This is a genomic window from Mycobacterium sp. URHB0021, assembly GCF_054057895.1.
Window position 1 is genome coordinate 6,989,974 of sequence record NZ_JBSRZT010000002.1, and the last position, 23,958, is coordinate 7,013,931.

A 23,958-nucleotide genomic window follows, 5' to 3' on the forward strand; every position below is an offset into this window, starting at 1 on the left:
GACCTTGCGAATTTCGATATGTGCCATGACCGGCCTCAGCATCCATTCCGTCGTGCGTGACGCCGACTGCTTATCTCTCGCAAATGCGCTGCCGCAGTGCGCCTATCGACCTGCAGGATGCGGTGCAGCGCCGGCAGGGTGTGGCGCATCCGCATCGCTCCGTACTCAGTGGGATTGGCCTGTCCGCGGACCGCCCATGTCAATGCCTGCACGCACAGCCGCGCCGCCGCCAGCGGATAAGCCACTGCCAGTTCGTCATCGCTCAACGGTGTGACGTCGCAATAGCCGGCGATGATGAATCCCATCGCCGTGAGGGGATCGTCCTTGCGGAGCATCGCGTACGCGCCGGCGATGGCCGGTTCGGCGACCCGCACGGTGTACAGCGCGTCATTGAAGTCCAACACGCCCGCCACCTTCTGGACACCGTCGACGACCTCGACCAAGATGTTGTTGTCGTTGAGATCGTTGTGGACCATGGCCCTGGGCAGCGAGCCCAGCCGCGGTTCGACGTCGGTGAACCATCCGCGTGCGGTGCGGATGTCGGGATTCTCCCCGAGCGTGGGATCCAGAGCTAGACATTCGTCGATCACCTCGGCGGAGCGCGTGACGTCCCAATGGTGGGTCTCATGCAAGGTCTCGGACCGGAAACCTTCGAGCGCCTTTGTCACGCCGGCCGCGGCGGCACCGATGTCGATGAGCAATCCCTCGGAGTGGCTCGCGATGTGGACCATGTCGGTTCCGCGCACCCAATCGAGCACGGTGAGCAGCCACCGCTCGGAACCGACGTCGATGCCCACGTCCAGGTCGCCGTCGATGGTGCGCACTAGCGTCGGCACCCCGACACCGACGTGTCGATCGGCAATGTGCAGCAGAATTTCCTTCTGCCAGCGCAGCCGATCACTCCGGTCCGCTTTCTTGCGGAGCTTGGCCAGGAAGGTGCGACCATCGCCGGCCGACACTCGGTAGTTGCGGTCCAACTCGCCACCCAGGAACTTCAGATCGGCGCCGACGAGTCCGTAGGAATCGGCCAGCCGAGCGGACACGACAGCCTCTGCCAGTACATCGGTGTCGGCAGAGTTGACGGGTGGCTTGGGCATCGATCTCCTTCCCGGGCGCGGGTCCCACCAAGTGGGTGCAACGTGTCGTACACCACATTCTTTGGCGGCAATATGCCCAGGTCAATGCTTCAAGTGGCGCGGGATGTGACAAGATTGAGTGCAATGTGCACATCACCGGCGGATCAGCGCGGTGATTGTTTCGCCCGAGTTGCCCCCGTGTGAGAAGCGGATCTCGGGCCGGGAGGAGCGCCATGACGACGTCGACGGACGAGACGACGCTCTTGATCCGCGCGGCGGCCCGTCGCCTTCTGAACATCCGGCTGCCGCAGATCATCGAGAGCGCGGTGGAACAAACCATCCATGACGAGCCGACGTACTCGACCGGCCCCGTGAGCCGGGACGATCTGCGCTACCACATGGACCGCACGATGCGTCTTGCGCTGGCCCGGCTTGTCGGTGACGACATCCCCGAATCTCTCGAGAACGCCGCGCTCGATGTGGGACGTATCAGGGCACACCAGAACGTCGCCCTCTCGAGTGTCCTCCACGCCTTTCGTATTGACCTCAAAACGCTGTGGGAGGCGTTGATTGCCGAAGGCCGCGCATTCGGCGTCGACACCCGCGCCGACTTCCTGGAGCGTTCGTCGTTGATGGTGTGGGAATCCATCGAGGCCAGCACCGAGGAGGTCGTGCACGGCTATCAGGTGGCGCAGGGCAGTCGCGAAGAGATCCGCTCGGCGGCGTTCGAGCAGCTCCTGCTCGACGGCGACCACCACCTGCCCACCGTCGACAACGCCGCGCGCACACTCGAACTCCCGGCATCGGGTCACTACGTCTGCCTCGTCGGAGCTTTCCCGATTCCACGGCCGGAGTTGGTCGCTGAATGCGCCGCCCGCCTGGATGCCGGCGGCAACGCGTTTTACTTCAACTGGTTCGCCCAAGAACTTCGCGGCATCATTCTCGTGACCAACCACCAGCCCGAGATCATCCCCAGCCTCACACCGCTGGATGAACACACCTGTTCGGTCATCGACGCCGACGGAATGGCGGCGGTACCGAGGGCGATTCGGCTTGCGCGGATGGCGGTCGGCGGGCGGTCCGACCTCGGAGTCCGTTGGGTGCGCGACAATTGGTTGCACGCGGTCACCGCCGCCAATGCCGAACTGTCCGATGCGTTGCAGTCGGCGGTATTCCGGCCGCTCGGCACGCTCACCGAACATGAACGCAACGGAATCCTCGAAACGGTCGGTGATCTCGTGGCGCACGGCGGGACCATCGCGGACATCGCGGCGCGGACCTATCGACACCGCAACACAGTCCGGAAGCGGCTCAGCGTCTTCACGTCACTGACCGGCCTCAATCTCGCGGAGACCAGTGACCTCGCCACCGCCGCGATCGCCTTCACGGTGGCGAGCGCAAAATCTGGCGACCGCCCGTCGCCCGCGCAGACGCCGGCCAGATCACCCGGAGTCACGCTCGCGGTTGCGCAAGCAGCGGGTGACATCCGCCAGTAACGTGGACACTCGTGGTGGCGCACAGTGACGGGCTCGTTCTCACCGACGAGTTTCGCCATGCGCTCGAGTTGCTGGCCGGCGGCAGGCACGTCTTCCTGACCGGGAAGGCAGGCACGGGCAAGTCGACGTTGATCCGCCACTTCATGACCGGCGCCGAACGCGCGGTGGTCGTCGCGCCGACGGGGATCGCCGCGCTCAACGTCGACGGCTACACCATCCACCGGCTGTTCGGCTTCCGCACCACCACGACACTGGACGACGTCCGCGGCGGCGCCTACCGGCCGGGCCGCTTCGCCAAGACGCTGGCATCGCTGCAGACGCTGATCATCGACGAGGCGTCGATGGTGCGCGCCGACGTCTTCGACATGGTGGCCGCCGCACTGTCGCGGTTCGGACCGGCGCCGGGGACACCATTCGGCGGCGTGCAGATCGTGCTGGTCGGCGACCTGTATCAGCTGCCGCCGGTGGTCAGCGAGGGCGAGGCGGCGTTTTTCTCGGCGGGCTTGACGACCGCGTACGAGACGCCGTACTTCTTCTCCGCGCACAGCTTCGTCCGTGACGACTTCCCCACCGTGGCGTTGACGACGGTCTTCCGTCAGCTCGGCGATCAGCGAATGACGGCCATTCTCAACGAGATCCGCGAAGGCGTGCTGCTGGGCCACGCGCAGGAGCAGCTCAACGCGCGCGCCGACGCGGACTTCGTTCCGCCCGACGACGAGTTCTGGCTGACCTTGGCGCCGACGAACCGCCTGGTGACCGCGCGCAATCGCCAGCACCTGGAACGGTTACCCGGCGACGAGCTGATCCACCACGCCCGGGTCTCGGGTGACCTGTCGTTGTTCGACCCGCCGGTCGAGGAGACGTTGCGGTTCAAGGTCGGCGCGCAGGTGATGATGCTCAACAACGACCAGGGCAACCGCTGGGTCAACGGCACCATCGGCCGTGTGGTCGGCGTCGACTACGACCGCTACGGAGCCGTCGTGGAGGTGGAGTTCGCCGACGGCTCCTGCGCGGACGTGACACCGTTCACGTGGGAGGCGACGCGGCCGGTGGTGTCGGGCGGCGCGCTGAGCCGGGAGGTGATCGGCTCCTACACGCAGCTGCCGTTCAAGCTGGCCTGGGCGATCACGATCCACAAGAGCCAGGGACAAACCCTGGACCGTCTGGTGGTGGACCTGTCCGGCGGGATGTTCTCGACGGGTCAGCTGTATGTGGCGTTGAGTCGCTGCACCTCGTTGGCCGGCCTGGTGTTGAAAAGACCTGTGCTGCCGAAGGATTTGAAGACCGACCGGCGCATCGCACGGTTTCTGCGCACCTCGTCGGGCGATACGGGCGCGCGCCGCTATTGCGCGATCGGGATGCTGACGGTGGGCGACGAGGGTCGAATGTCGCGGCCGCGGCCGGTGGAGCTGGCGGTGGCCTTCGACGACGGCACGGCGGTGACGACGCTGATCAACCCACAGCGGGATCTGGCCGATGCCCGAACGGCGTTCGGGATCAACGTGTCTGATGTGCTATTGGCGCCGACGCTGCGCGAAGCCTGGGCGGTGATCGCCCCGATGCTGGCGGGCTGCACCCCCGTCGGCGCCGGGATCGACGAGACGCTGGGCTTGATCGACTTCGAACTCAAGCGGCTGGGATACGTGACGGCGATGCCGCTCGGTGTCGAGCTACCAGGCACCCGCGTGTCGGGGCGCACGGCGCTGGAGCGGGCGCAGTCGGCGCTGACGGTGCACAGCGAGTCGGATTCGGAGCCGGGATCCTCGGCGTTCGAGGAACCTGAATCGACGGAGTCGGTTTCGGGTCTGCTGGTGAGCCGCGACCCTGCGGTGCCGACGCCGGCGGCCGATCATCTGCCGGGATTGTCGGCCCTGCTGCGGGTGAGCCGCGATGTCGGGGCAGTGCTGTTGGGCGGGGCGCCGACACGTGACGATCTGGACACGGGGTGGGACGCGGCGGCCCGGCAGTCGGTGGCCGATCAGCTGCGGGCGGCCGCATCGCGGGTGCAGTTGCCCGCCGAGGTGGTCCAACGCCTACGGGAAGCATCTGAGCTGTTGGGACTCGAGATCGTCTCGGGGTCAGTGTGTTCGGAACGCGACGACATCGCCGCGGTGCTGACGCCCGGCGTCCGGATCTGTTTCACCGGCACCGCCCAGGACAGTGCGGGTCAGATCGTGGAGCGCTGGGAGATGGAGCAACTGGCGGCCTCAGTCGGGTTGACGCCGGTGCAGTCGGTGACCAAGACGCGCTGCGAGGTGCTGGTGACCGCGGAGGCAGGCACGCAGTCGGGCAAGGCACGCAAGGCGCAGGAGTACGGCAAGCCGGTCTTCACCGCCGACGAATTCCTCGCCTGGGCGGCATCGGCGGATCGCTGACACCGGTCACTGACGCGATTTCTGGGATCTCAGCAGAATTGCCCGATACTCGTTCGCATGAGTCGACTGGCTCCGTGGTCGCCACGGGAGGCACAGCTGCTCGCCATGACGCTGGAGCTGCTTCAGGAGCACGGCTATCACCGGCTGCTCACGTCAGCACCCATGCGAGCACCATCCGTGCGGTGCTCGTGGAGGTGTCCCGCAGCGCCGATCTCGAGACCATCATGCAGGAGCAGTTCCTCGAGCAGCGAAAAGCCCTCATGTCGCGACATCCCCAGCCTCACCCGTGACCCCGCCTGAAGGCCGCGAGTAGCCAGCGAGAACCCGTACGGCTTGTGGAGTCCGGTCCGGTACCGTACTGTCAATTTGGTTGATATCGCTTCCCTACCGAAGAGATGTCCCACCGTCGGTCAACGTGTCGCCGCTCGTCGAAAGGGTCAGGGATGCAGCGGGTTTCGCTCGGCGGCGTGCTGAGCCGGCGATGGATGCTGCTGGTGGCGGTGCTCGTCGTCGTGGTGGCGGGATTCGCGGTGTACCGGCTGAACGGCATCTTCGGTTCACGCGATGTCACCTCCACTCCTAGCGGCGCGGAGAACAACATCGTCGCGTTCAACCCCAAGCACGTTGTGTTGGAGGTGTTCGGCGCCCCGGGCGCCGTCGCGACCATCACCTATCTGGACGTGCACGCTCAACCGCAGCGGGTCGACGACGCGGCGCTGCCGTGGGCCTACGACACCACCACCACCGACCCGGCGGTGTTCGTCAACGTCTCCGCCCAGGGCGACGGCGACTCCATCGGCTGCCGGATCAAGATCGACGACGTGGTCAAGGACGAGAGAACGGCCAACACGGTGAACGCCTACACGTACTGCCTGGACAAGTCGGGATGAGCAACCATCTCGTCGAGCGCCCGATGATCACCGACCGGGTGGCCAGGTGGATTCGTTGGCTCTGTGTGCCGATCGTGTTGTTCTGGGTGGCCGTCGCTGCCCTGACGAACGTGCTGGTGCCCCAGCTCGAGGCGGTCGGTGAAGTTCACAACGTGGCGTTGAGTTCGCCGGATTCACCCTCGCTGCAGGCGTTTGAGCGAATCGGCAAGGTGTTCGGTGAGTTCGACTCCGACAGTGCGGCGATGGTGGTGCTGGAGGGCGATCAGCCGCTCGGCGCCGATGCGCACCGCTACTACGACGAGCTGGTCCAGCGGCTCGAGGACGACCGCAGGCACATCGAGCACGTGCAGGATTTCTGGGGTGACCCGCTGACCGCCGCCGGGTCGCAGAGCCCCGACGGCAAGGCCGCCTACGTGCAGGTGTTCCTGTCCGGCAACCAGGGCGAGGCGTTGTCGCTGGAGTCGGTCGACGCGCTGCGCGACATCATCGCCAAGACAGCGGCTCCACCGGGGGTCCATGCCTACGTCGCCGGCTCGGCGCCTCAGATCGCCGATCAGTTCGAGGTGGGCAACGCGGGCACCGTCATGGTCACCCTGTTGACCGTCGCGGTGATCGCGCTGATGTTGCTCATCGTGTACCGCTCGCCGGTCACGATGATCGTGGCGCTGGTCACGGTGCTCATCGAGATGTCGGCGGCGCGCGGGATCGTGGCGTTCCTCGCCAACGCGGGTGTGATCGGGCTGTCGACGTATTCGACGAACATCCTCACGCTGCTGGTCATCGCCGCCGGCACGGACTACATCATCTTCCTGCTGGGCCGTTATCACGAGCGGCGCAACGAGGGCCTGGACAAAGAGGTCGCCTTCGCCGACATGTACCGCGGCACCTCGCACGTGATCCTGGGGTCGGGGCTGACCATCGCCGGTGCGGTGTTCTGCCTGTACTTCACCCGCCTGCCGTATTTCCAGAGCCTGGGGATTCCGGCCGCGATCGGTGTGCTGGTCTCGTTGATCGCCTCGTTGACCCTGGCGCCGGCGGTGATCGTGATCGGCGGCCGCTTCGGTCTGCTCGAACCGAAGCGCACGACGGCCAAGCGGGGGTGGCGGCGGATCGGCACGGCGATCGTGCGGTGGCCGGGGCCGATCCTGATCGCCACGCTGGCGCTGGCCTTCGTCGGGTTGGCGGCGTTGTCGGGCTACCGGGTGAGTTACGACATCGGCGGGTATATGCCGGCCAGTGCACCGTCGAATGTGGGATACGCCGCTGCGGAGCGGCACTTCTCCAAGGCCCGGCTGAATCCTGAACTGTTGATGATCGAGACCGACCATGATCTGCGCAATCCCACCGACATGATCCTGCTGGAGCGGGTGGCCAAGGCCGTGTTCCACACCGACGGCATCGCGCAGGTGCAGTCGATCACCCGGCCGCTGGGCACGCCGTTGGACCACACCTCGATCCCGTTCCAGCTCAGTACCAGCAGTGCGGCCCAGATCAACAACCTGCCCTTCCAGCAGGACCGTGCCAACGATCTGACCAAGCAGGTGGCCGTCATCGACGACACCATCGGCGTGCTGCGCCAACAACTGGCGTTGCAGCAGCAGTCCAGCGACGTGACCCACGAGCAGAGCGTGGCGTTTCAGGACACCGTCGCCACGGCAAAGGAGCTGCGCGACAAGATCGCGAACTTCGACGATTTCTTCCGGCCGCTGCGCAACTACTTCTATTGGGAACCACACTGTTTCGACATCCCGGTCTGTTGGGCGTTGCGGTCGCTGTTCGACGCGCTGGACGGGATCGACGAGCTGACCGATCAGTTGAGCAATGTGGCGATCAGCATCGGCAAGCTGGATGCGCTGCAGCCCAAGCTGCTCGCGTTGATCCCGCCGCAGATCGCCAATCAGCAGACCAACCGCGACCTGACGATGACGAACTACGCCACCACGGCCGGTATCTACGACCAGTCGCAGGCGGCGCTGCAGAACTCCACCGCGCTGGGCCAGGCCTACGACGCGTCCAAGACCGACGACTCCTTCTACCTGCCGCCGGAGGCGTTCAGCAACCCCGAGTTCCTGCGCGGGCTGAAACTGTTCCTGTCGCCGGACGGCAAGGCCGCGCGGATGATCATCACCCATGACGTGGATCCGGCAACACCCGAAGGTATCGCCCACATCGACGCGATCAGGCACGCGGCCCAGGAGGCCGTCAAGGGCACCCCGTTGGCCGGCTCCAGAATCTACATCGGCGGCACCGCATCAACCTACAAAGACATCTCTGAGATGGCGCACTACGACCTGATCATCGCCGGCATCGCCTCGCTCAGCCTCATCCTGCTGATCATGATGTTCATCACGCGCAGCCTGGTCGCCGCACTCGTCATTGTGGGCACCGTAGCGCTGTCGTTGGGCGCCTCGGTCGGCCTGTCGGTGTTGGTCTGGCAACACCTGTTGGGCATTCCGCTGTACTGGGTGATCCTGCCGTTGGCCGTGATCCTGCTGCTGGCCGTGGGGTCGGACTACAACCTGCTGCTGGTTTCCCGGTTCAAGGAGGAGATCCCTGCCGGCATCAACACCGGCATCATCCGCTCGATGGCGGGCAGCGGCTCGGTGGTGACCGCCGCCGGACTCGTATTCGCCTTCACCATGGCGTCGTTCATCTTCAGCGACCTGCTGGTGCTCGGCCAGATCGGCACCACGATCGCGCTCGGCCTGCTGTTCGACACCCTGATCGTGCGATCATTCATGACACCGTCCATCGCCGCGCTACTCGGACGATGGTTCTGGTGGCCGGTGAAGGTGCGCCAACGGCCGGCGCGGACCGCTCCGTCCGGGGATCCGCGCCAGCTGTCGCTGTTCTGACCGGACGACCACGCGCGCCAGCGGTTCAGCTTGGGAGTGGGTCCAGAACGAAGTTGTAGACGACATGATCGCTGCCATCGGGCTGACGCACCGGGTCCAGCATCAGTTGCGGCTTGACGGCACAGGCGATGTCGTCTGCGTTGTGCGGATCGCCGGGAAAATACAGTTGAGCCGTAAGCAGCTCATGGCCCGGTGCGCTCACCTTCACATGCAGATGCGCCGGGCGCCACGAGTGCCAGCCGGCCGCCGCGACCAGCTTCCCGCATGATCCGTCGGTGGGAATCTGGTAAGGCGCCGGGCGGATTGTGGTGACCCGAAATTGGCCGTCCTGTCCAGTGGAGAAACAACCCCGAAGATTCCATTCGGGCGCGTCCGGCGCGAACTGTGAGTAGTAGCCGCCATTGTCGGCATGCCACACTTCGACCTTGCCCGCCAGCGGTGTGCCGTCGGTGGATGTGATCGCGCCCGACCACACCAGCGCGGTTCCTTCTTCATCGGCGCGCATCGGAAGGACACCCTCCGCACCGCACTCCGGGGCGCCCGGAACGTAGTAGGGACCTTCGATGCTGCCCTTGTTGCCGTGGCGGTGGTCGGTAGCCACTTCTTCGACAACATGTTCAACCCAAACATCAAGGAACAGCGGCCATTCACCGTCTTGGCCCACGCCGATCAGCCACGCCTTGAGTGCGTTGTACTCGTCATAGCTGAGTCGGTGGCGACGGATGGTGTCATGTATGGCGGAGAGCACCTCGCCGACGAGCGTGTCCACTCGTGCGGCCGGAGTTGCCCGTACCGCGTCGAACGGTGACTTGTCGGCGTGGAAACGCTCCGTCGCCGACGCACCCGAGGCCGCCGCCGCCGGGGCCGCTTCTTCTTTGTTCTCGACAGTCGTCATAGTCCTCTTTCCCTTTTTTCGTTACCGTGCGTCATGTTCAACGATTTCCGAAGTGCGTCACGTCCTCGTTGCCGATCAGATCCGGCACGGTCCAGCCATCCAGGTCGTACTCGGCCAGGCAGGCTTCGGCCAGGCCCTTCATCTGCGCCACGCCCCCACGGTTCTGCGCCGCGAACAGCAACTCCGCCTTCACATTCTCGTGGTTGCCCGAATAGTTGCGCTCATAAAGTTCGTGACGCCCACCGAATTCCGAACCGATCGAGTCCCACAGGGCCTTCATCACTTTCACCCGGTCGACGGCGGTGACCCCGTCAGATCCGCGGACGTACTTGTCCAGGTAGGGCCGCACCTGCGGGCTCTTGAAATCAGCGACCGAGGACGGCAGGTAGATCAACCCGGAAGCCACGTCCTGCTCGATGATTTCCTTGACGCGGGGATAGCCCTGGATCATGAACATCCGATAGGTCAATCCGTACTCCAGCCGGGGGATGACGGTGTCGCCGATCCACGGTTCGGGATTACGTGCCATCGCGTCGGTCAACGCCCAGAAGAGGTTTCGCCAACCGATGACCTCACCCACCCGCGTCTGCACCCCGCGGAATCCGCCTGCGCCGGTGGCGTCCAGCGCCTTGAGCAACAAACCGGCGATGAAGTCGAGCTTGACTGCGAGCCGCGTACATCCCTGAAGTGTGAACCGAGGCAGGAATCCGGACTGAGGGAAGAATGAGTTGATGCGATCAACATCGCCGTACATGAACACGTTTTCCCACGGCACCAGCACTTTGTCGAAGATGAAGATCGTGTCGTTCTCATCCAGCCTGCTCGACAACGGGTAGTCGAACGGGCTGCCCATCACGGTTGCGTTCTGTGAGTACGACGAGCGGCAGATCAGCTTGATGCCGGGAGCATCCATCGGCACCGTGCAGATGATCGCGAACTGCTTCTTCTTGATCGGCAGTCCGTAATGGGCGATGAAGTTGTAGTTCGTGATCGCGGATCCCGTCGCCACTACCTTGGCGCCGGACACCACGAGGCCGGCGTCGGTTTCCTTTTCCACTTTCATGAACACATCGCCCACCTCGTCGGGTGGCAGCTGACGATCCACCGGCGGGTTGATGATGGCGTGGTTCCAGTACAGGACCTTCTCCTGCGATTCCCGATACCAACGCTCCGCGTTGGCCTCGAAGGGAGCGTAGAACTCCTTGTTGGCATGCAGCGTGCCCAGGAAGCTGGCCTTGTAGTCAGGTGAGCGGCCCATCCAGCCGTAGGTCATCTGGGCCCATCGCGCGATCGCGTCCCGCGCCTTGAGCAAGTCCTCGCTACTGGTGGGCGCCTTGAAGAATGGCATGGTGACCCCGCCGTTACCCGTGTCGGTGGGGGTGGTGAGCACATCGACGTGATCGCCGGTGTGCAACGCATCGTAGAGCCGTGCGACCATGCGAATCGGGTTGCGGAAGGCCGGATGGGTGGTCACGTCGGCGACCCGGTCGCCGTGCAGATAAACTTCACGGCCGTCCTGCAGGGAAGCGATGTACTCGTCGCCGGTCATCGGCCGGGTTGCGAAGTTGCGCGCAGTGTTGGCAGCGGCGTCCGCGGCCGGATTGCCTTGAACCGCGGCCTCGTCGACTACAGGCTCTTGCGTTGCGGTCATACTGTCACCTCTCGTGGTTGGGTCTGGTCGGCAACTGCGCTACCGGCACAAAAGCGGTGGTGGCGTCGAACCATCCTGAGTGGGGGTCGTCGGCCGATAACGTCCACAACGACTTGACCGATGGTTCGCCGAGATCATGGAAGGTGCTTCGGTAGTACAGGAGTGGGGGCTTGTCGGTGCTATGCGCCTCGACGATCTCTCCGATGAAGATGATGTGGTCGCCGCCGTCGTAGGTGCGCCATGGTTCACAACTCAGCGTCGCCGCCGCCCCGTGCAGGGTGGGCACTGTCGGCCCTTCGGCCCATATCGGCCCCGGCTCACATGGTCGGCCGGCGAAGTGCAGGGCGATGTCGAATTGATCGGCAGCCAGAATGTTCACCGCGAACGGAGCTCCGTCGAGGTAGTCGCAGGCTTTCGACCTACGGGTCACCGTTACCTGACACAGCCGCGGCTCCATCGACACCGCGGTGAACGCCGTGACGGTCGCTCCATGCGGTTCCCCGTAAGCGTTGGCGCAGGTGATCACGGTGACGCCGCTGGCGAATTGGCCGAACACATTGTTCAGGGACCGCTTTTCCATGTCGTGCGCCCCTTTCTGATTCTTACGACCTGAGGTAGAACATAGGGACGGATCCGTTGAGTGACGATCCGTAAACCGCGAGGTCGATCCACATTGCGCGAGAGCTTTTCCGGCGCCGAGTTACCCGGTGGCAGCCCCTTCCGGGAACCAGCATGTCCCGATTGGGACGCGGTGTCCCATGCTGTGTCCGACGCCTATTTTCCGCATCGTCTCCAGCCGCTTGCGGCCTCCGATCGCGCCGAATCGCCCGGCGTATCGGCTCTGCACCTCGGCCCCCTGCGTATCGTCCGGATCAATTGGGGGGCCGATGTTTCCGTTCACAGCGAGCATCCTGGAGCTATCGGCATCAACATCCCGCTTCGCGGCGAGCTCGAGACCCGGATCGCAGGGCGACTGGTCGTGTCCACCCAGGGCTTCGCCACGGTCAACCCGGCCGATACGCCAACCGATATCACGCGTTGGCCGCAGGTCTGCACGGTTCTTGGCGTCAAGATCGATCGGGACTTCGTCCAACGCGAGATGTGGCGTGTGACCGGTCGCCCCGATGCGGTGATCCCGGATCAAATCGATTTGCGGACGCCCGCTGCTGCCAGCTGGTTTCGACTCTTGACCAGCATCGCCGAGCAACCCGTCGATGACACGTTGTTGGCTAATCCGCATGTGGCACAGGGGTTGGCGACGTCGCTCACAGATGGATTCCTGCTCGCTGCCATCCCGAACGAGACCGAAGAGCGGCACGCTGCTCGACCACGGATCGTCACTCGCGTGATCGAAGCCATCCACGCTGAGCCTGACCGTCCCTGGACCGCAGCGGAAATGGCCCAGGTGGCCGGCGTCAGCGTACGGCGCCTGCAGGAGGGCTTCCGCCTGTATCTCGGCAAGACTCCCCGCGAGTGTCTGACTGAAATCCGACTTGCCGGCGTTCGAACCGAGCTGTCCTCGGGCTCCGCTTGTTCAGTGACCGACGTGGCAGTGAAGTGGGGGTTCACTCATTTCGGCCGGTTCGCCGCCGCGTTCCGGCAGCGCTATGGTGTGCCGCCGTCGTCGCTGTTGCATTGAGGCTCGACCAGGACGTCGACAGGGAATTTCAGCCGATCGCACGGTTCACGTGAGCTGCTATCAGCCCGTACATCCGCCGCGTTGTCTTGGTGTCGTCGGTCATGATGTCGTAGCCGTGGTCGACGCCGCGAACCTCGACGTATTCGGCCAGTGAGCCGACGACCTCGAGCCACACCGCCATTCCGGTCCGGTCTTCGGATACGTCCTGGAGGGCAGGATCTTCTTCGAGCTGGAGGGTGAGGCGCCCCGGGAATCGTTGCGGGCGAGGCGTTCTGGGAGCCTGGCGGCGACATCGTGCACTACCAGGTATCGAATCTGGACGCAGAGACGTGGACCCGGTTTGTCGCGGTGTGCATCTGCGCTCCCGGAGTGGACATGATCACCATGCTCGAGGCAGAGGAAATCCTGGCGCGCGATCATCTGCGGCACCCGAGCGCCCGCCGAAACACCAATTAACGTCGAAACGAGGTTTGGCCATGCAAGCGATCGTCACGGGTGACCGGGAGGCCGGAGCCGCCGGGCTGTCATTGGCGGAGGTATCCTATCCGCACGCCGCGGAGAACGATGTCATTGTCCAGGTGCACGCGGCAATCTTCACCCCCCACGAGCGGAGGCCGTATCGGCATTCGCGCCGACACAGCGCAGCGCGGGCAAGGCGATCATCTGAGTCAGCGAAGGAATGTTCGACCGCCCGAGTCGCGACTGAACTGCGATCGAATCGGTTTAGGACCCGTCGGCGCGGAAACACTGATCGCATGAGCCGTGCCGTTCGGGCCGTCGCGGCCGCGGCCGCCTCCACCGTGGGGGCTGTCGTCGCGCGCGATCTGTTCCAGCGCAACCACGCCTTATTGCGCAACTTTCCCCTCGTCGGCCATGCGCGCTACCTCATCGAAGCCATCGGCCCCGAACTGCGGCAGTACATCGTCGCCGCCAACGACGAGGAGCGCCCATTCACCCGCGATCAGCGTCGGTGGGTGTACGCGTCGGCAAAGAAGGAGAACAATTACTTCGGCTTCGGCACCGACAACGACCTGGAGTACACCGCCGGCTACCCGGTGATCAAGCATCGGACCTTCAGTAGAGCCGTGCCGCCGTCCGCGCCGAAGGCCGCGCACGAGATTGAACTGCCGTGCGCCAAGGTGCTCGGCGCTGCACGCGACCGGCGCGGGGCGTTCCGGCCGAAATCTGTTGTCAACATCTCCGCCATGAGCTTCGGGTCCCTGTCCGGCAACGCCGTCGAGGCGCTCAACCGGGGGGCAGCGCTGGCCGACTGCCTGCAGAACACCGGTGAGGGCGGCATCTCGCGTTACCACCGGCACGGCGGCGAACTCATTTTCCAGATCGGTACCGCCTACTTCGGCTGTCGCGACGGCGACGGCCGCTTTGATCTCGACAAGCTCAAGGACGTGGTGGCCGGCGCGCCGGTACGAGCCCTGGAGATCAAGCTGAGTCAGGGCGCCAAGCCGAGCCTGGGCGGCCTGTTGCCCGCCCCGAAGGTGTCTGCCGAGATCGCGGCGGCTCGCGGCGTGCCGGAAGGGCGCGACTGCATCAGCCCGTCGCGGCATGCGGAGTTCACCGACACCGACAGCCTGCTGGACTGGGTGGAACTGCTCGCCGCCGAGACGGGCCTGCCTGTTGGCATCAAGTCCGCGGTCGGTGATCTCGAATTCTGGTATGAGATAACCGATCTCATGCGAGAGACGGGACGCGGAGTCGACTTCGTCACCGTCGACGGCGGCGAGGGAGGCACGGGCGCCGCGCCGTTGATTTTCACCGACACCGTGTCGCTGCCTTTCCAGCTCGGCTTTGCTCGGGTGTACCGGATCTTCGCCGAGCAAGGGCTGCATGAGCAGGTCGCCTTCATCGGCGGCGGCAAGCTCGGCTTACCCGACAACGCGGTGGTCGCGTTCGCGCTCGGCTGTGACATGGTGAACGTCGCACGGGAGGCCATGCTCGCGATCGGGTGTATCCAGGCTCAGAAGTGCCACACCGACACGTGTCCCACCGGCGTCGCCACCCAGAACGCGTGGTTGGCCCGCGGGCTGGTGCCCGACATCAAGTCCGTGCGAGTGGCGAACTACATCAAGACGCTGCGCCGCGACCTGGTCAAGGTCGCCGAGGCGTGCGGGGTGGAGCATCCCGGTCTGATTTCCACGGACTCGGTGGACATCCTCGACGGCCGGACCGGCTCGACCCCGTTGCATGGGGTCTACGGGTACCAGCCCGGCATGGGCCTTCCGTCGGCGGCCGACCGCGAGGAGATCATCCGATTGATGACGGCCCGCGAGCCGCAAGGTGGCTCGGCGCCACCATCGGCGTCGGCCGTCGGCACTCAGGGTGAGTAGGGCCGGGTGGCGCCCTCCGCACGGACGGAACCCCGCCGGCGGTCGACGCCGGCAGCGGACAGCGGGGTGGCGATGTCTTCCAGCGACTTGCCTTCGGCGTCGACCGCGAGGAACCAGGCGACCAAGCCGCCGGCCATCATCACGGCTGCGCCCAGCAGATAGCCCAGGAACAGCTTGAAGGGTTGGGAGCCATCACCGATGAGGGCGCCGTAGATGACCGGACCGAGGGCACCGAAGCACTGGGCGATGGCGAAGAACACCGCGATGGCCTTCGCCCGAACCTCGAGCGGAAATATCTCGCTCACGGTGAGGTAGGCAGCGCTGGCCCCGGCTGAGGCGAAGAAGAAGATGACGCACCAGGCGATGGTCTGGGTGATCGCGTTGAGCATCCCGGCGTTGAACAGGAATGCGCTGATGGCGAGCAGAAGACCGGACAGTAGATATGTTCCGGCGATCATCTTCCTGCGGCCGATGGTGTCGAAGAAGTGCCCAATGGTCAAGGGACCGGTGAGGTTCCCGACGGCGAACGCGATGAGATACAGCGGCGTCGTCCCAGAGGGGACCCCGTAGAACTTGCCCAGCACCAAGGTGTAGGTGAAGAAGATCGCGTTGTACAGGAACGACTGGCTGATCATGAGTGACGCGCCCAAAATGGACCGGGTTGGATACTCGCGGAACAGCACTCGCGTCAGCGCCAGATAGCCGATCTTTTCGGTCGGTCGCAGTTCGATGGACTTGCTCTCGTCGACCGGGGGCAGCGTGACACCGGTGGCCTCGACCTCTTTCTCGATGTAGGCGATCGACTTCTCGGCGGCGTCCACGCGGCCGTTCATCACCTGCCAGCGCGGGCTCTCGGGCAAATGCCGCCGCACAAACAGAATCACCAGGCCGAGCACCGGGCCAAGGAGGAAGGCCAGCCGCCAACCCAGGCTCAGGTCGATGGTCTTGAGGAAGATGAAGGTGCCGAGAGTGCCGAGAATCGCGCCACCCCAGTAGGTTCCGTTGACCGCGATGTCGACTCGGCCGCGGAAGCGGGCAGGGATCAACTCGTCGATCGCCGAGTTGATGGCGGCGTATTCGCCACCGATCCCCATGCCGGCGATGAACCGTGTGACGTAAAGGAACGCGATCCAGCCCCCACTGTTGCCCAGTGTCAAAGCGGTGAGACCGCTGCCGATCAGGTAGACGCCCAAGGTGATCATGAACAGGTTGCGTCGGCCGAGTTTGTCCGACAGCCGACCGAAGAACAGCGCGCCGACCACTTCGCCGGCCAGATACACGGTGGCGATGAGGCCGACCGCCGCGGACGACAACCCGAGCGTCTCGGGTTGGGTGAGTGTGTCGGCGACCGCGCTGGCCACGGTGATCTCTAGACCATCGAGGATCCAGGCCACCCCGAGCGCGACGACCATCCGGGTGTGAAACGGCGACCACGGCAACCGGTCGATCCGCGCGGGGATGCTGCTGCGGATCACGCCTGGTGTCTCAGTGGGCGTTGCCATGGTCGCCTCCTTGCGAGCAGGACAAATAGCGAGGATGGCGTTCCCACAGCTTTGTGATCGCAAACCTTCGGACTCACGCCGAAAGGAAGGACGTGACCGCGTCCGCGGCGTACTGCCCCCTGGAGTAGCGCAGCACGACCGGCAGGCCACTGTTGTCAGTGTCCACCTACGAGCGACATTGTCGCTGAATAGTGAGGGCTTGACCGGCTTAGTGCACCGAGCCCCAGCGTGGGCACGCGTCTCCCGTCGAGGTGTCGATCGCGTACGCGGTGACGTCTGCAGTGGCGACGCCACCGGCCGGCGTGAGGGGTCAGGGGTGATCCGTCCAGGGCTCAGTCCGAACCGCCGACAGCGCCACGAGTTGGTTGGGATAGTCGGCCTCGGGCATCAGCCGGTAAGACACACCGCCGCGGCCGACGAACTTCAGGCCGACCATGCCCTTGGGCACCGTCGGCTCCCAGTCGCCGTACGCGTCGACCGAGAGCGACTCCCCCGCATCGAGTCGGCGTTCGATCTCGTCATCCTCGGCTTGACTGACAGCAGCGGCGGCGCGGCACTCCCGGTGCATGAGCCGTTGCCCCATGGCCGTATAGCAGAATCCACAGAGCATCAGTGGAGGACAGTAGGGCAACCACCGCCGCGGGCCATCCAGACTGTGCCCCAGCACTTTGTAGGGACATGTTCGCTTGCGGACACCGGCCGACTTGCCGCACCGGTCGCAACACAGGTGCCCCGCTTTGTCGTATCGATTGCCCATCTTTTCTCCTCTTGTCGGAGTGGAAAGGCTTCGTGCGGGAACCGCCGCGGGGATCTTCACCGCTGGTCTCGCCTGCATCTGAACCATACCGCGCAGGTCTGACAACTGATCCGGCCTGTGGATGGTGCGCGCCGTGCGCCATCCGAGAGTCTGTTTCGATTGTTTCGATTCCCCCGGACCGAGAGTAAGGTCAAAAGCATGACCGCTGCCATTGCCCCACTCGCCCGTCAGGTGGCGGTTCGGGCGCAGAAAGACTCGCGATTCGCCCAAGTCCTCGATGCGTTGCTCACCGCCCCGACGTCTCCGCAGGGAACGCTGGAGCGCGTCGCGGCGCGCCAACTGAGCGATCAGCGCCGCACCGCACTCGTCGAGGACTTCGTCGACGGCTCGATACGGACGCCGCAAGTACAGGAGATCTTGAAGTTGCGAACGCCTCAGGCGGTGCACCGGCTTCGCAGCCGCGGCAAGCTGATCGGCAGTGCGGTCGGTAATCAAACCTGGTTTCCTGCTTGGCAGTTCGACGGTGACCGGATGCGCCCAGACCTACCGCGGATACTCGAGCTGCTAACCCGGTTCACCTCGGATCCCCTGGCGGCCGACCGGATCATGCGCCTCGAACATGAGGAACTCGGTAGCACCTCGATCGCCGCGGCGCTGCGCAAACCCAAGACCACCGCGACCGCGTGGCAGATGCTGACCTCCCTCGGTGCCTGAGCTTCCCGCCGGCTACCGCGTCCCATTCCCCCATGACAGGCCCGTCGGCCTACGCCGTCGATCGATCCCGGCCGGCAGCGAGATCTGGCGCGTGGACGCGACCCCACCCGCCGACTGGGACTGGACCGGCTTTCTCGAACCGCGCTACCGGTTCGATTCGGCATCGGGCGCCTTCCGGACCCGCTACGCCGGCGCCACGCTCGTCGGCGCGTTCCGGGAGCGATACCGATCGACGGGGCTCGTCATCCCCGCCGACCACCGAACGCACCACCTCGTCCGCCTCGTGTCGACCCGCAACCTACGGGTGCTCGACCTCCGCACCGAGAAGAACCTCGACGCGTTGCAGGTGGACGACCAGATCAGCACCGGGCAACATCCCGATGTCTGGACCACCTGCCAGCGACTCGCCGACGCGGCCAGACGCTGGTGGACCGATATCGACGCCATCCGATATCGGTCACGCACGACCCCGGAGTCGTCGCTGAACTGGGCGTTCTTCGGCGCCGACGGGTTCGACGTCGAGTCGTGGCCCCTCGGCGAGCGGATCGACGTCCTGACCGCTCTGGTCCTGCACGAGGGCTTCACAGTCAACTGGGAGATCGCTTAGCCGCTGTCGCGTGTCGCATCGCAGACGTAACGTCGAGATCGCTATGGCAAGCCTTGAAACACGAGTGGCACGGATCGCCGAGGCATCGCTGGCCGAACGGCGATCCGTCCGCCCCATCGATGTTCTCGTCGGTCTCGGCTGGCTCGCTCAGCCGAACGTCGACAGGTGGGAGCACGGCCGTGTTCCTTCACTCGATCGGTGCGTAGGGGTCGGCTCCGAGAAGGTCACCGCAGCTTTCGCGGCGTTGCAGCGCTGGGCCGAAGATCGTGGCCTCACGCCCTCAGAAGCCGACTACCACGATCTGGAATTCACCGCCGACGGTGACTCTGACGTCGAACGCGCCTTCCGCACCCATTGGGCGTCGTCGACCGACGTTGCTGATCCTGTTGTCGAGAGCCCGCGTCGTCCCCGGGACATCACCGTCGTCTCTCCCCACAACGCGTGGACGTGCGCATCGTGCGGCGACACCGGCGACCTCATGCTCACGGGCAAGGCCGGTCCCCTGTGTCTGGACTGCGCCGACCTCGGCCATCTCGAGTTTCTGCCCTCGGGCGATGCCGCGCTGACCCGCCGCGCCCGGCAAGCGAGCCGACTGTCCGCGGTCGTGGTGCGCTGGAGCTCACGACGCAAACGTTATGAGCGGCAAGGCATCCTGGCCGAGCCGGTCGCGATCGAACAGGCCGCACAAGAGTGCCTCTCCGACGCCGACGTGCGCGCCCGCCGCCGAACACGCGACCAGAGCCGCCGAGCCGATGACGACGCGCGGTTCCGCGGCGAGTTCGCGGCCGCGATCCGTGAGCAGTTCCCCGGCTGTCCGGTCGACCGCGCTGAGGCGATCGCACTTCACGCCGCGGCGCGCGGCAGTGGCCGCGTCGGACGAAGCGCCGCGGGCCGGGCATTGGACGCCGACGCTGTCCGCCTTGCCGTCGTCGCCTCCGTGCGCCATGTCGACACCGACTACGACGACCTGCTCATGTCGGGTGTCGACCGCGAATCGGCCCGCGCACAGGTCGACACGCGTGTCGACGACATCGTCACCGCGTGGCGCGACGGTGTGGCGCTGCTCGACGGATAGCCGGCGACGGACCTAACTTCTGATCGGACGCCCGGGCGCCCGGGCGAGGGCAAGCACCTCTTCGGCCGACGGCGGACTGGCCGGGTGATGGGACAGGCACCATGGCGCCACGATGCGGCGGAACGCTTCGCCCTCGATCGCGACGTAGAAGTTGCCGGACCGCAGTCGGCTGATGTCGGGCATCAAACCGCCTTTGGCGCGAGCCATCTCCTGCGCGGACTCGATCTGGACGGGCGCGCTGAGCAGGCCGTAGAACTGGGTGACCGCGTTGCCGGGGATCTGGTTGTGCAGCCCCTTCGGGGCCTGGGTGGCGAACACCAGCCCCAGCCCGTACTTGCGGGCCTGCGACGACAGGGCCAGCGTGCTGCGGGTGCAGGCGGTGAATCCCTTTGCCGGGGCGATCGTTTGGGCTTCGTCCATCACCAGCAGGCCGCGCAGCGGCCGTTTGCCTGCCGGATTGCGTTTGATCCAGGCGAACAGCGCCATCTGTAACTGGTTGACGAAGCTCTGGCGCTGCTCGTCGGACGACAGCCCGATCATGCTGATGACCGACACGCGGGCCTTGTATCCCTCCGCCGGGGTGAGCAACACGCCGGGATCGAGCGCCGTGCCGCGCCCGCCGAACAACGGGTCGTTGACCATGGCGGCGCGCAGATCCTGCGCGATGTCGGCGGCGATCCGGTCTGCACCGGCCAGGTCGCTGATGTCCTCGGGGAGGTCGCCGAGCATGCTGACGAACCCCGGGAGCGTCGGCGTGGGTTGTCTCCCATAGTGCTGCAACGCTTCTCGCAACACCGCCCGAGCCCGGTTCGCTTTGGCGGTCTTACCCGAGATCAGCGCCCGCGGTTCCAGCGCCGCGGCGGCGGATTCGACGGCTTCGTGGAACTCGTCCTCGTCGTCGACCACGCTGGGGAAGTCGGGCAGCGGCTGGAACGCGAGCGGACGTCCCGAGGATTTCCGCGGCGTCCAGATGACCACCTCGGTGTCGTTGAGGTAGTCCGCGGCGCGCGCGTCATCGGATCGCCGCCACCCGTTGGGCCGTTCCGGCCAACCGCTGCCCAGCCGGGACAGGTCGTTGTTGGGGTCCAGGACGATCGAGGACACACCGCGCAGGGCGCACTCCTCCACCAGACGCCGGATCAGGACGGTCTTGCCCGATCCGGTGCCGGCGAAGACGGCGACGTGCTTGCGTAGCGCCGCGAGGTCGACGGTGACTGTTTCGTTGGTGCGGAGGTCGGTTCCCAGCGGCAGCACGGTGTCCGGAATATTCTCGGCGTCATCAGGTTCGGTGATGTCGATCTCGGGGTCGCCGTGTGGTTCGAGGGTCGGCTCCGGTGGCGGTGGCGTGTCGTCGTCGTCGCCGAGCGCCTCGCGCAGGAGGCCCAATCCGTGCGCCGGTCGACGGGCACGAAGCCAGCTGGACAGCTCGGCGGGGTCCTCCCCGATCAGGTCCCGCAGGGCCGTCATGGTGCGGAGGTCGTTGTCGGAGACGGAGACGGTGCGGCCGCCGGCGCGGTGAAAGTCCTCGACCAGTTGAGCGGTCTTCGGTCCGGCGGGCCACGCCGAGTTACGCAACATGAACAACTGGCGCCGGTCGGAGCCCATACCGAGTCCCGTTGCACCCCAAGACTTCTTGATGCGGTTCTGAACAGCGACGGCATTGGTGGCGGCGATGCTGCGGAACGCCCAGTGCCGTTCGTCGTCCGTGGTGGGGTCGAGGCTCTGACGCAGCCGGGCGTGCAGCGTCACGTGGCGGCCGGGTGGCGGGTCACAGGTGTAGGACTGGTCGGTATCGCGCTCCGCGATCCACGCGGTGAGCGCCGCGCTGAGCAGCTCGGGCATCGCGATGTCCTCGCCCTCGGGGTCGAGCGCGGCGGCGGGCACCGCCCGACGGCGGTATTCCGCGAAGAGGCGGTCAACTCCTGTCAGAGCGTCGTCGGCAATGTCGTCGTGCGACGGCGTATCCCATGAGGGCTGTTCGCCGGCGAGGTGCTCGAGTTCGATGACCTCGTCGTGCTTGAGGCACTCCCGGACATGAGCGTCGGCGCGGATCAGAAGCTGCCGGGGCGTCAGGTCGGGCGCGTCGGCGAAGGCGGCAGGCAGAATGGGCCAGCTGGGATAGGGCGGATGAAATCCGTTGGCGCCGTAGCTCGCGACGAATCGCCGCTCGAGAAGGGCGCGGCCGATGTCGGCCGTCGGCAGGGGCCGCAGCGGTGCGGTGACGCGGAACCTGTCGGCCACAGACGCCGTCGCCCGGTCACGGACGTGCTCCCACACGCTGGGTAGGCAGGCGACCACCGCGACGGTGCGGCGCATGGTCTGGCGGACGGCCATCAGCCCGTGCGCCACCTGATCGACGACGGTGTCGCCGGTGCCGGTCGCGGTGTCGCCGGTGCTTGCGAGCGACTGCGCGAGCAACGTGTCGATCTGATCCAGGGCGAGCACCGCGGGACCGGCGAGCGCGAACAGCCGGGATAGTTCTCGGACGCACTCCTGCGCGGAGGCGGGGGATGCGCGGAGCCGCCAGCGGTCGCGGTCGTCGCTGCCGAACTCCTCGCTGGACTGCAGGTAGGCCTCGCCGGCGTCGTGGGCGGACAGGTCGGCGGCGCCGAGCAGGACGAGCGCGCGCAGCGTCTGGTGGCACTGGCGGACGGGGTCGGGGCGGGCCTTGGCCATGGCGTTGACGAAGCGGTCGAGGGTCTCGGGCTCCAGATCGTCGTCACCGATGATGGCCCGGCGGTCGGCCCGGGAGACGTGCGCGATCGACGATAAGTCCCACAGCAGATCCTTGAGTTGCGTTTCGCGCTCGGCGCCGGGACGGCCCAGGCTTTCCAGGATGCCGCTACGCACCGACTGCCAGAAGCTGGCGGCGTCGAGCAGTTCGACGACGAAGAAGTACCCGCCGGAGGATTGCACTCGATCACGGATCTGACCGAGGAGGTGGGTCTTGCCCGACCCGGCCGGCCCGCGCACGACGACACCGAGCGGCGTGGAGACCGGGTCACGGGCGGCGTCGCCGAAGGCCTCCATGACGTCGTCGGCGGCGTACTCGTTGAGCCCCTTGACGTGGGTCTCCGCCTGGGGCCGCCACAGGTCGTCGGCTGTGGGCGCCCAGGTGAGGCGCAGTGATGCGAGCGCTTCCCGCTGTGTTTCATGCATCAGGCCTCGATCGCGATGAGGTGCTTGTCCTGGCCGCCGATCATCACGGCCGCGTCGCGGTCCATGGTGGTCAGCGCCTTTTGATTCTCTTCGCGGATGAGGCTCACGCCGGGCGTCCGATAGAGCGTGTGCAGAGCCGCGTCGATTTCTGCGCGCGGCACGTCGGCCAGTTCTGAGCGCAGGTGGGCGAGGCCGACCCAGCCGCCGGGCCGGGGTGTGAGGGTGGCATACGTGTCGCGGATGCGGTCCTCGACGGTTGCGGTCTGCACCTCCTTCGGGGATCCGAACACGTCGGCGAGGCTGAGGTCGGCGTGGGTGAGGTAGCGGTCGAGAGCGGCCAGCATCGTGTAGAGGGTTCTCGCCGGGCCGGTCGACTTAGGCGGCGCTCCGGCGGAGAGCATCTCGCGGCACAGGTGCCAGCCGCGGTCGGTGAGCTCGTGCACGAAGCGGCCGCTGCTGCGGTCCGATTCGATCAGCCCCAGGTCGTTGAGTTTGTCGCGGCCCGGCTTGTCGAGTTTGGGCCCGAGGGCGACCAGGTCGGGATTCGGCACTGGCCGCGATTCGGCCATCAAGACCAGAAGTACAGCTCGCTCCGTGCCGGTCAGGTCATGGGGAGTGACGCTCACCGTGCCAACGTAGCCGGTTCTCGGCGGCGCCTCTGCGCGAGCCGGTGTCCTCGCGCCCTGCAACGGCGGCTGCAGGTGCGTCAGTGGGCGGGCAAATTGCTGCGCTGGCCGGCCCGGGGTGGGCGATATCGTGCTTCCTAGCTAAGTAGGTTCGTGGCGAGTACCGGGCAGTCGAACTGCGCCCCGCCAGGCGCGGACTATCGACCGCGTAGACAACGGCATTGCGTCGTCGTCGGGTCCGCTGAAACTCAACAGACTGCGCGTGCACCCACGAAGGGGTAATGATGCCGAAGTCG

Annotated in this window: 19 protein-coding genes and 1 pseudogene; 11 read left to right on the top strand and 9 right to left on the bottom strand. The window is 65.8% G+C overall.

Annotated elements, in window-relative coordinates; all coding sequences use genetic code 11:
- Nucleotides 1-35: 35 nt before the first annotated feature.
- Nucleotides 36-1,097, bottom strand: coding sequence for a phosphotransferase (locus ACVWWN_RS36425; protein WP_457148187.1), 1,062 nt, complete (start codon nt 1,095-1,097; stop codon nt 36-38).
- Nucleotides 1,098-1,309: 212 nt separating this feature from the next.
- Between ACVWWN_RS36425 and ACVWWN_RS36430 the strand changes: the two genes are divergently transcribed.
- The 5 genes and pseudogenes from ACVWWN_RS36430 (at nt 1,310) to ACVWWN_RS36450 (ending at nt 8,692) form a co-directional block, all read left to right on the top strand.
- On the top strand, nt 1,310-2,572 hold the full coding sequence (locus ACVWWN_RS36430; protein ID WP_457148188.1) for a helix-turn-helix domain-containing protein: 1,263 nt from the start codon (nt 1,310-1,312) through the stop codon (nt 2,570-2,572).
- A gap of 11 nt (nt 2,573-2,583) precedes the next feature.
- On the top strand, nt 2,584-4,947 hold the full coding sequence (locus ACVWWN_RS36435; RefSeq protein WP_457148189.1) for an AAA family ATPase: 2,364 nt from the start codon (nt 2,584-2,586) through the stop codon (nt 4,945-4,947).
- 57 nt (nt 4,948-5,004) lie between these two features.
- Nucleotides 5,005-5,210: pseudogene (locus ACVWWN_RS36440) on the top strand (hypothetical protein); the annotation flags it as partial.
- Nucleotides 5,211-5,390: 180 nt separating this feature from the next.
- Nucleotides 5,391-5,837, top strand: coding sequence for an MmpS family transport accessory protein (locus ACVWWN_RS36445; protein WP_457148190.1), 447 nt, complete (start codon nt 5,391-5,393; stop codon nt 5,835-5,837).
- Nucleotides 5,834-8,692 carry an MMPL/RND family transporter gene (locus ACVWWN_RS36450; RefSeq protein ID WP_457148191.1) on the top strand — a complete coding sequence of 953 codons (2,859 nt, stop codon included), beginning with the start codon at nt 5,834-5,836 and terminating at the stop codon, nt 8,690-8,692. The genes ACVWWN_RS36445 and ACVWWN_RS36450 overlap by 4 nt, the downstream gene beginning before the upstream one ends.
- Nucleotides 8,693-8,717: 25 nt before the next feature.
- Here ACVWWN_RS36450 and catA read toward each other — a convergent pair whose 3' ends face one another.
- Genes catA through ACVWWN_RS36465 form a run of 3 tightly spaced genes read right to left on the bottom strand, consistent with a single transcriptional unit; the run spans nt 8,718 to nt 11,818 of the window.
- Nucleotides 8,718-9,587 (bottom strand): catechol 1,2-dioxygenase, encoded by an 870-nt coding sequence (gene catA, locus ACVWWN_RS36455; protein WP_457148192.1) that lies wholly within the window; start codon nt 9,585-9,587, stop codon nt 8,718-8,720.
- A 37-nt stretch (nt 9,588-9,624) separates the two neighbouring features.
- Nucleotides 9,625-11,238, bottom strand: a complete 1,614-nt coding sequence (locus tag ACVWWN_RS36460) for a 4-hydroxyphenylacetate 3-hydroxylase family protein (RefSeq protein WP_457148193.1) — start codon at nt 11,236-11,238, stop codon at nt 9,625-9,627.
- 4 nt (nt 11,239-11,242) lie between these two features.
- Nucleotides 11,243-11,818 carry a flavin reductase family protein gene (locus ACVWWN_RS36465; protein WP_457148194.1) on the bottom strand — a complete coding sequence of 192 codons (576 nt, stop codon included), beginning with the start codon at nt 11,816-11,818 and terminating at the stop codon, nt 11,243-11,245.
- A 183-nt stretch (nt 11,819-12,001) separates the two neighbouring features.
- Between ACVWWN_RS36465 and ACVWWN_RS36470 the strand changes: the two genes are divergently transcribed.
- The gene (locus ACVWWN_RS36470) at nt 12,002-12,877 is read left to right on the top strand and encodes an AraC family transcriptional regulator (protein WP_457148195.1); all 876 of its coding nucleotides are present in this window, start codon (nt 12,002-12,004) and stop codon (nt 12,875-12,877) included.
- Nucleotides 12,878-12,905: 28 nt separating this feature from the next.
- On the opposite strand, the gene ACVWWN_RS36475 is transcribed toward ACVWWN_RS36470, so the two are convergent.
- A complete protein-coding gene (locus ACVWWN_RS36475; RefSeq protein WP_457148196.1) occupies nt 12,906-13,058 on the bottom strand; it encodes a hypothetical protein in 153 nt (50 codons plus the stop codon).
- Nucleotides 13,059-13,171: 113 nt separating this feature from the next.
- On the opposite strand from ACVWWN_RS36475, the gene ACVWWN_RS36480 reads away from it, so the two are divergent.
- Both ACVWWN_RS36480 and ACVWWN_RS36485 read left to right on the top strand, forming a co-directional pair.
- Nucleotides 13,172-13,333, top strand: a complete 162-nt coding sequence (locus ACVWWN_RS36480) for a hypothetical protein (RefSeq protein WP_457148197.1) — start codon at nt 13,172-13,174, stop codon at nt 13,331-13,333.
- 299 nt (nt 13,334-13,632) lie between these two features.
- On the top strand, nt 13,633-15,222 hold the full coding sequence (locus ACVWWN_RS36485; protein ID WP_457148198.1) for an FMN-binding glutamate synthase family protein: 1,590 nt from the start codon (nt 13,633-13,635) through the stop codon (nt 15,220-15,222).
- Here ACVWWN_RS36485 and ACVWWN_RS36490 read toward each other — a convergent pair.
- Entirely contained in the window at nt 15,210-16,724 is a 1,515-nt protein-coding gene (locus ACVWWN_RS36490) for an MFS transporter (protein ID WP_457148199.1), read from the bottom strand. The two genes, ACVWWN_RS36485 and ACVWWN_RS36490, sit on opposite strands and share 13 nt — an antisense overlap.
- Nucleotides 16,725-17,034: 310 nt before the next feature.
- Complete coding sequence (locus ACVWWN_RS36495; RefSeq protein WP_457148200.1) at nt 17,035-17,307, bottom strand: hypothetical protein; 273 nt, start codon at nt 17,305-17,307, stop codon at nt 17,035-17,037.
- A gap of 372 nt (nt 17,308-17,679) precedes the next feature.
- Between ACVWWN_RS36495 and ACVWWN_RS36500 the strand changes: the two genes are divergently transcribed.
- The 3 genes from ACVWWN_RS36500 to ACVWWN_RS36510 are packed head-to-tail and all read left to right on the top strand — an operon-like array spanning nt 17,680 to nt 19,877.
- Nucleotides 17,680-18,195 (top strand): hypothetical protein, encoded by a 516-nt coding sequence (locus tag ACVWWN_RS36500; protein ID WP_457148201.1) that lies wholly within the window; start codon nt 17,680-17,682, stop codon nt 18,193-18,195.
- The gene (locus tag ACVWWN_RS36505; RefSeq protein WP_457148202.1) at nt 18,188-18,802 is read left to right on the top strand and encodes an RES family NAD+ phosphorylase; all 615 of its coding nucleotides are present in this window, start codon (nt 18,188-18,190) and stop codon (nt 18,800-18,802) included. Before ACVWWN_RS36500 ends, ACVWWN_RS36505 begins: the two co-directional genes overlap by 8 nt.
- Nucleotides 18,803-18,839: 37 nt before the next feature.
- Complete coding sequence (locus tag ACVWWN_RS36510; protein WP_457149419.1) at nt 18,840-19,877, top strand: DUF2293 domain-containing protein; 1,038 nt, start codon at nt 18,840-18,842, stop codon at nt 19,875-19,877.
- Nucleotides 19,878-19,889: 12 nt separating this feature from the next.
- Here the strand turns inward: ACVWWN_RS36510 and ACVWWN_RS36515 are convergent, their stop codons facing one another.
- Both ACVWWN_RS36515 and ACVWWN_RS36520 read right to left on the bottom strand, forming a co-directional pair.
- Complete coding sequence (locus tag ACVWWN_RS36515) at nt 19,890-23,036, bottom strand: helicase HerA domain-containing protein (protein ID WP_457148203.1); 3,147 nt, start codon at nt 23,034-23,036, stop codon at nt 19,890-19,892.
- Nucleotides 23,036-23,662, bottom strand: a complete 627-nt coding sequence (locus tag ACVWWN_RS36520; RefSeq protein ID WP_457148204.1) for a hypothetical protein — start codon at nt 23,660-23,662, stop codon at nt 23,036-23,038. Before ACVWWN_RS36520 ends, ACVWWN_RS36515 begins: the two co-directional genes overlap by 1 nt.
- Nucleotides 23,663-23,958: the final 296 nt, after the last annotated feature.

Bases quoted from the DNA above. Each gene is read 5' to 3' on its own strand.
- ACVWWN_RS36490 (WP_457148199.1), bottom strand. From the start codon at position 16,724: ATGGCAACGCCCACTGAGACACCAGGCGTGATCCGCAGCAGCATCCCC.
- ACVWWN_RS36475 (WP_457148196.1), bottom strand. From the start codon at position 13,058: ATGGCGGTGTGGCTCGAGGTCGTCGGCTCACTGGCCGAATACGTCGAG.
- ACVWWN_RS36500 (WP_457148201.1), top strand. From the start codon at position 17,680: ATGACCGCTGCCATTGCCCCACTCGCCCGTCAGGTGGCGGTTCGGGCG.
- ACVWWN_RS36460 (WP_457148193.1), bottom strand. From the start codon at position 11,238: ATGACCGCAACGCAAGAGCCTGTAGTCGACGAGGCCGCGGTTCAAGGC.
- ACVWWN_RS36485 (WP_457148198.1), top strand. From the start codon at position 13,633: ATGAGCCGTGCCGTTCGGGCCGTCGCGGCCGCGGCCGCCTCCACCGTG.
- ACVWWN_RS36425 (WP_457148187.1), bottom strand. From the start codon at position 1,097: ATGCCCAAGCCACCCGTCAACTCTGCCGACACCGATGTACTGGCAGAG.
- catA (WP_457148192.1), bottom strand. From the start codon at position 9,587: ATGACGACTGTCGAGAACAAAGAAGAAGCGGCCCCGGCGGCGGCGGCC.
- ACVWWN_RS36430 (WP_457148188.1), top strand. From the start codon at position 1,310: ATGACGACGTCGACGGACGAGACGACGCTCTTGATCCGCGCGGCGGCC.
- ACVWWN_RS36450 (WP_457148191.1), top strand. From the start codon at position 5,834: ATGAGCAACCATCTCGTCGAGCGCCCGATGATCACCGACCGGGTGGCC.
- ACVWWN_RS36465 (WP_457148194.1), bottom strand. From the start codon at position 11,818: ATGGAAAAGCGGTCCCTGAACAATGTGTTCGGCCAATTCGCCAGCGGC.
- ACVWWN_RS36515 (WP_457148203.1), bottom strand. From the start codon at position 23,036: ATGCATGAAACACAGCGGGAAGCGCTCGCATCACTGCGCCTCACCTGG.
- ACVWWN_RS36495 (WP_457148200.1), bottom strand. From the start codon at position 17,307: ATGGGGCAACGGCTCATGCACCGGGAGTGCCGCGCCGCCGCTGCTGTC.
- ACVWWN_RS36445 (WP_457148190.1), top strand. From the start codon at position 5,391: ATGCAGCGGGTTTCGCTCGGCGGCGTGCTGAGCCGGCGATGGATGCTG.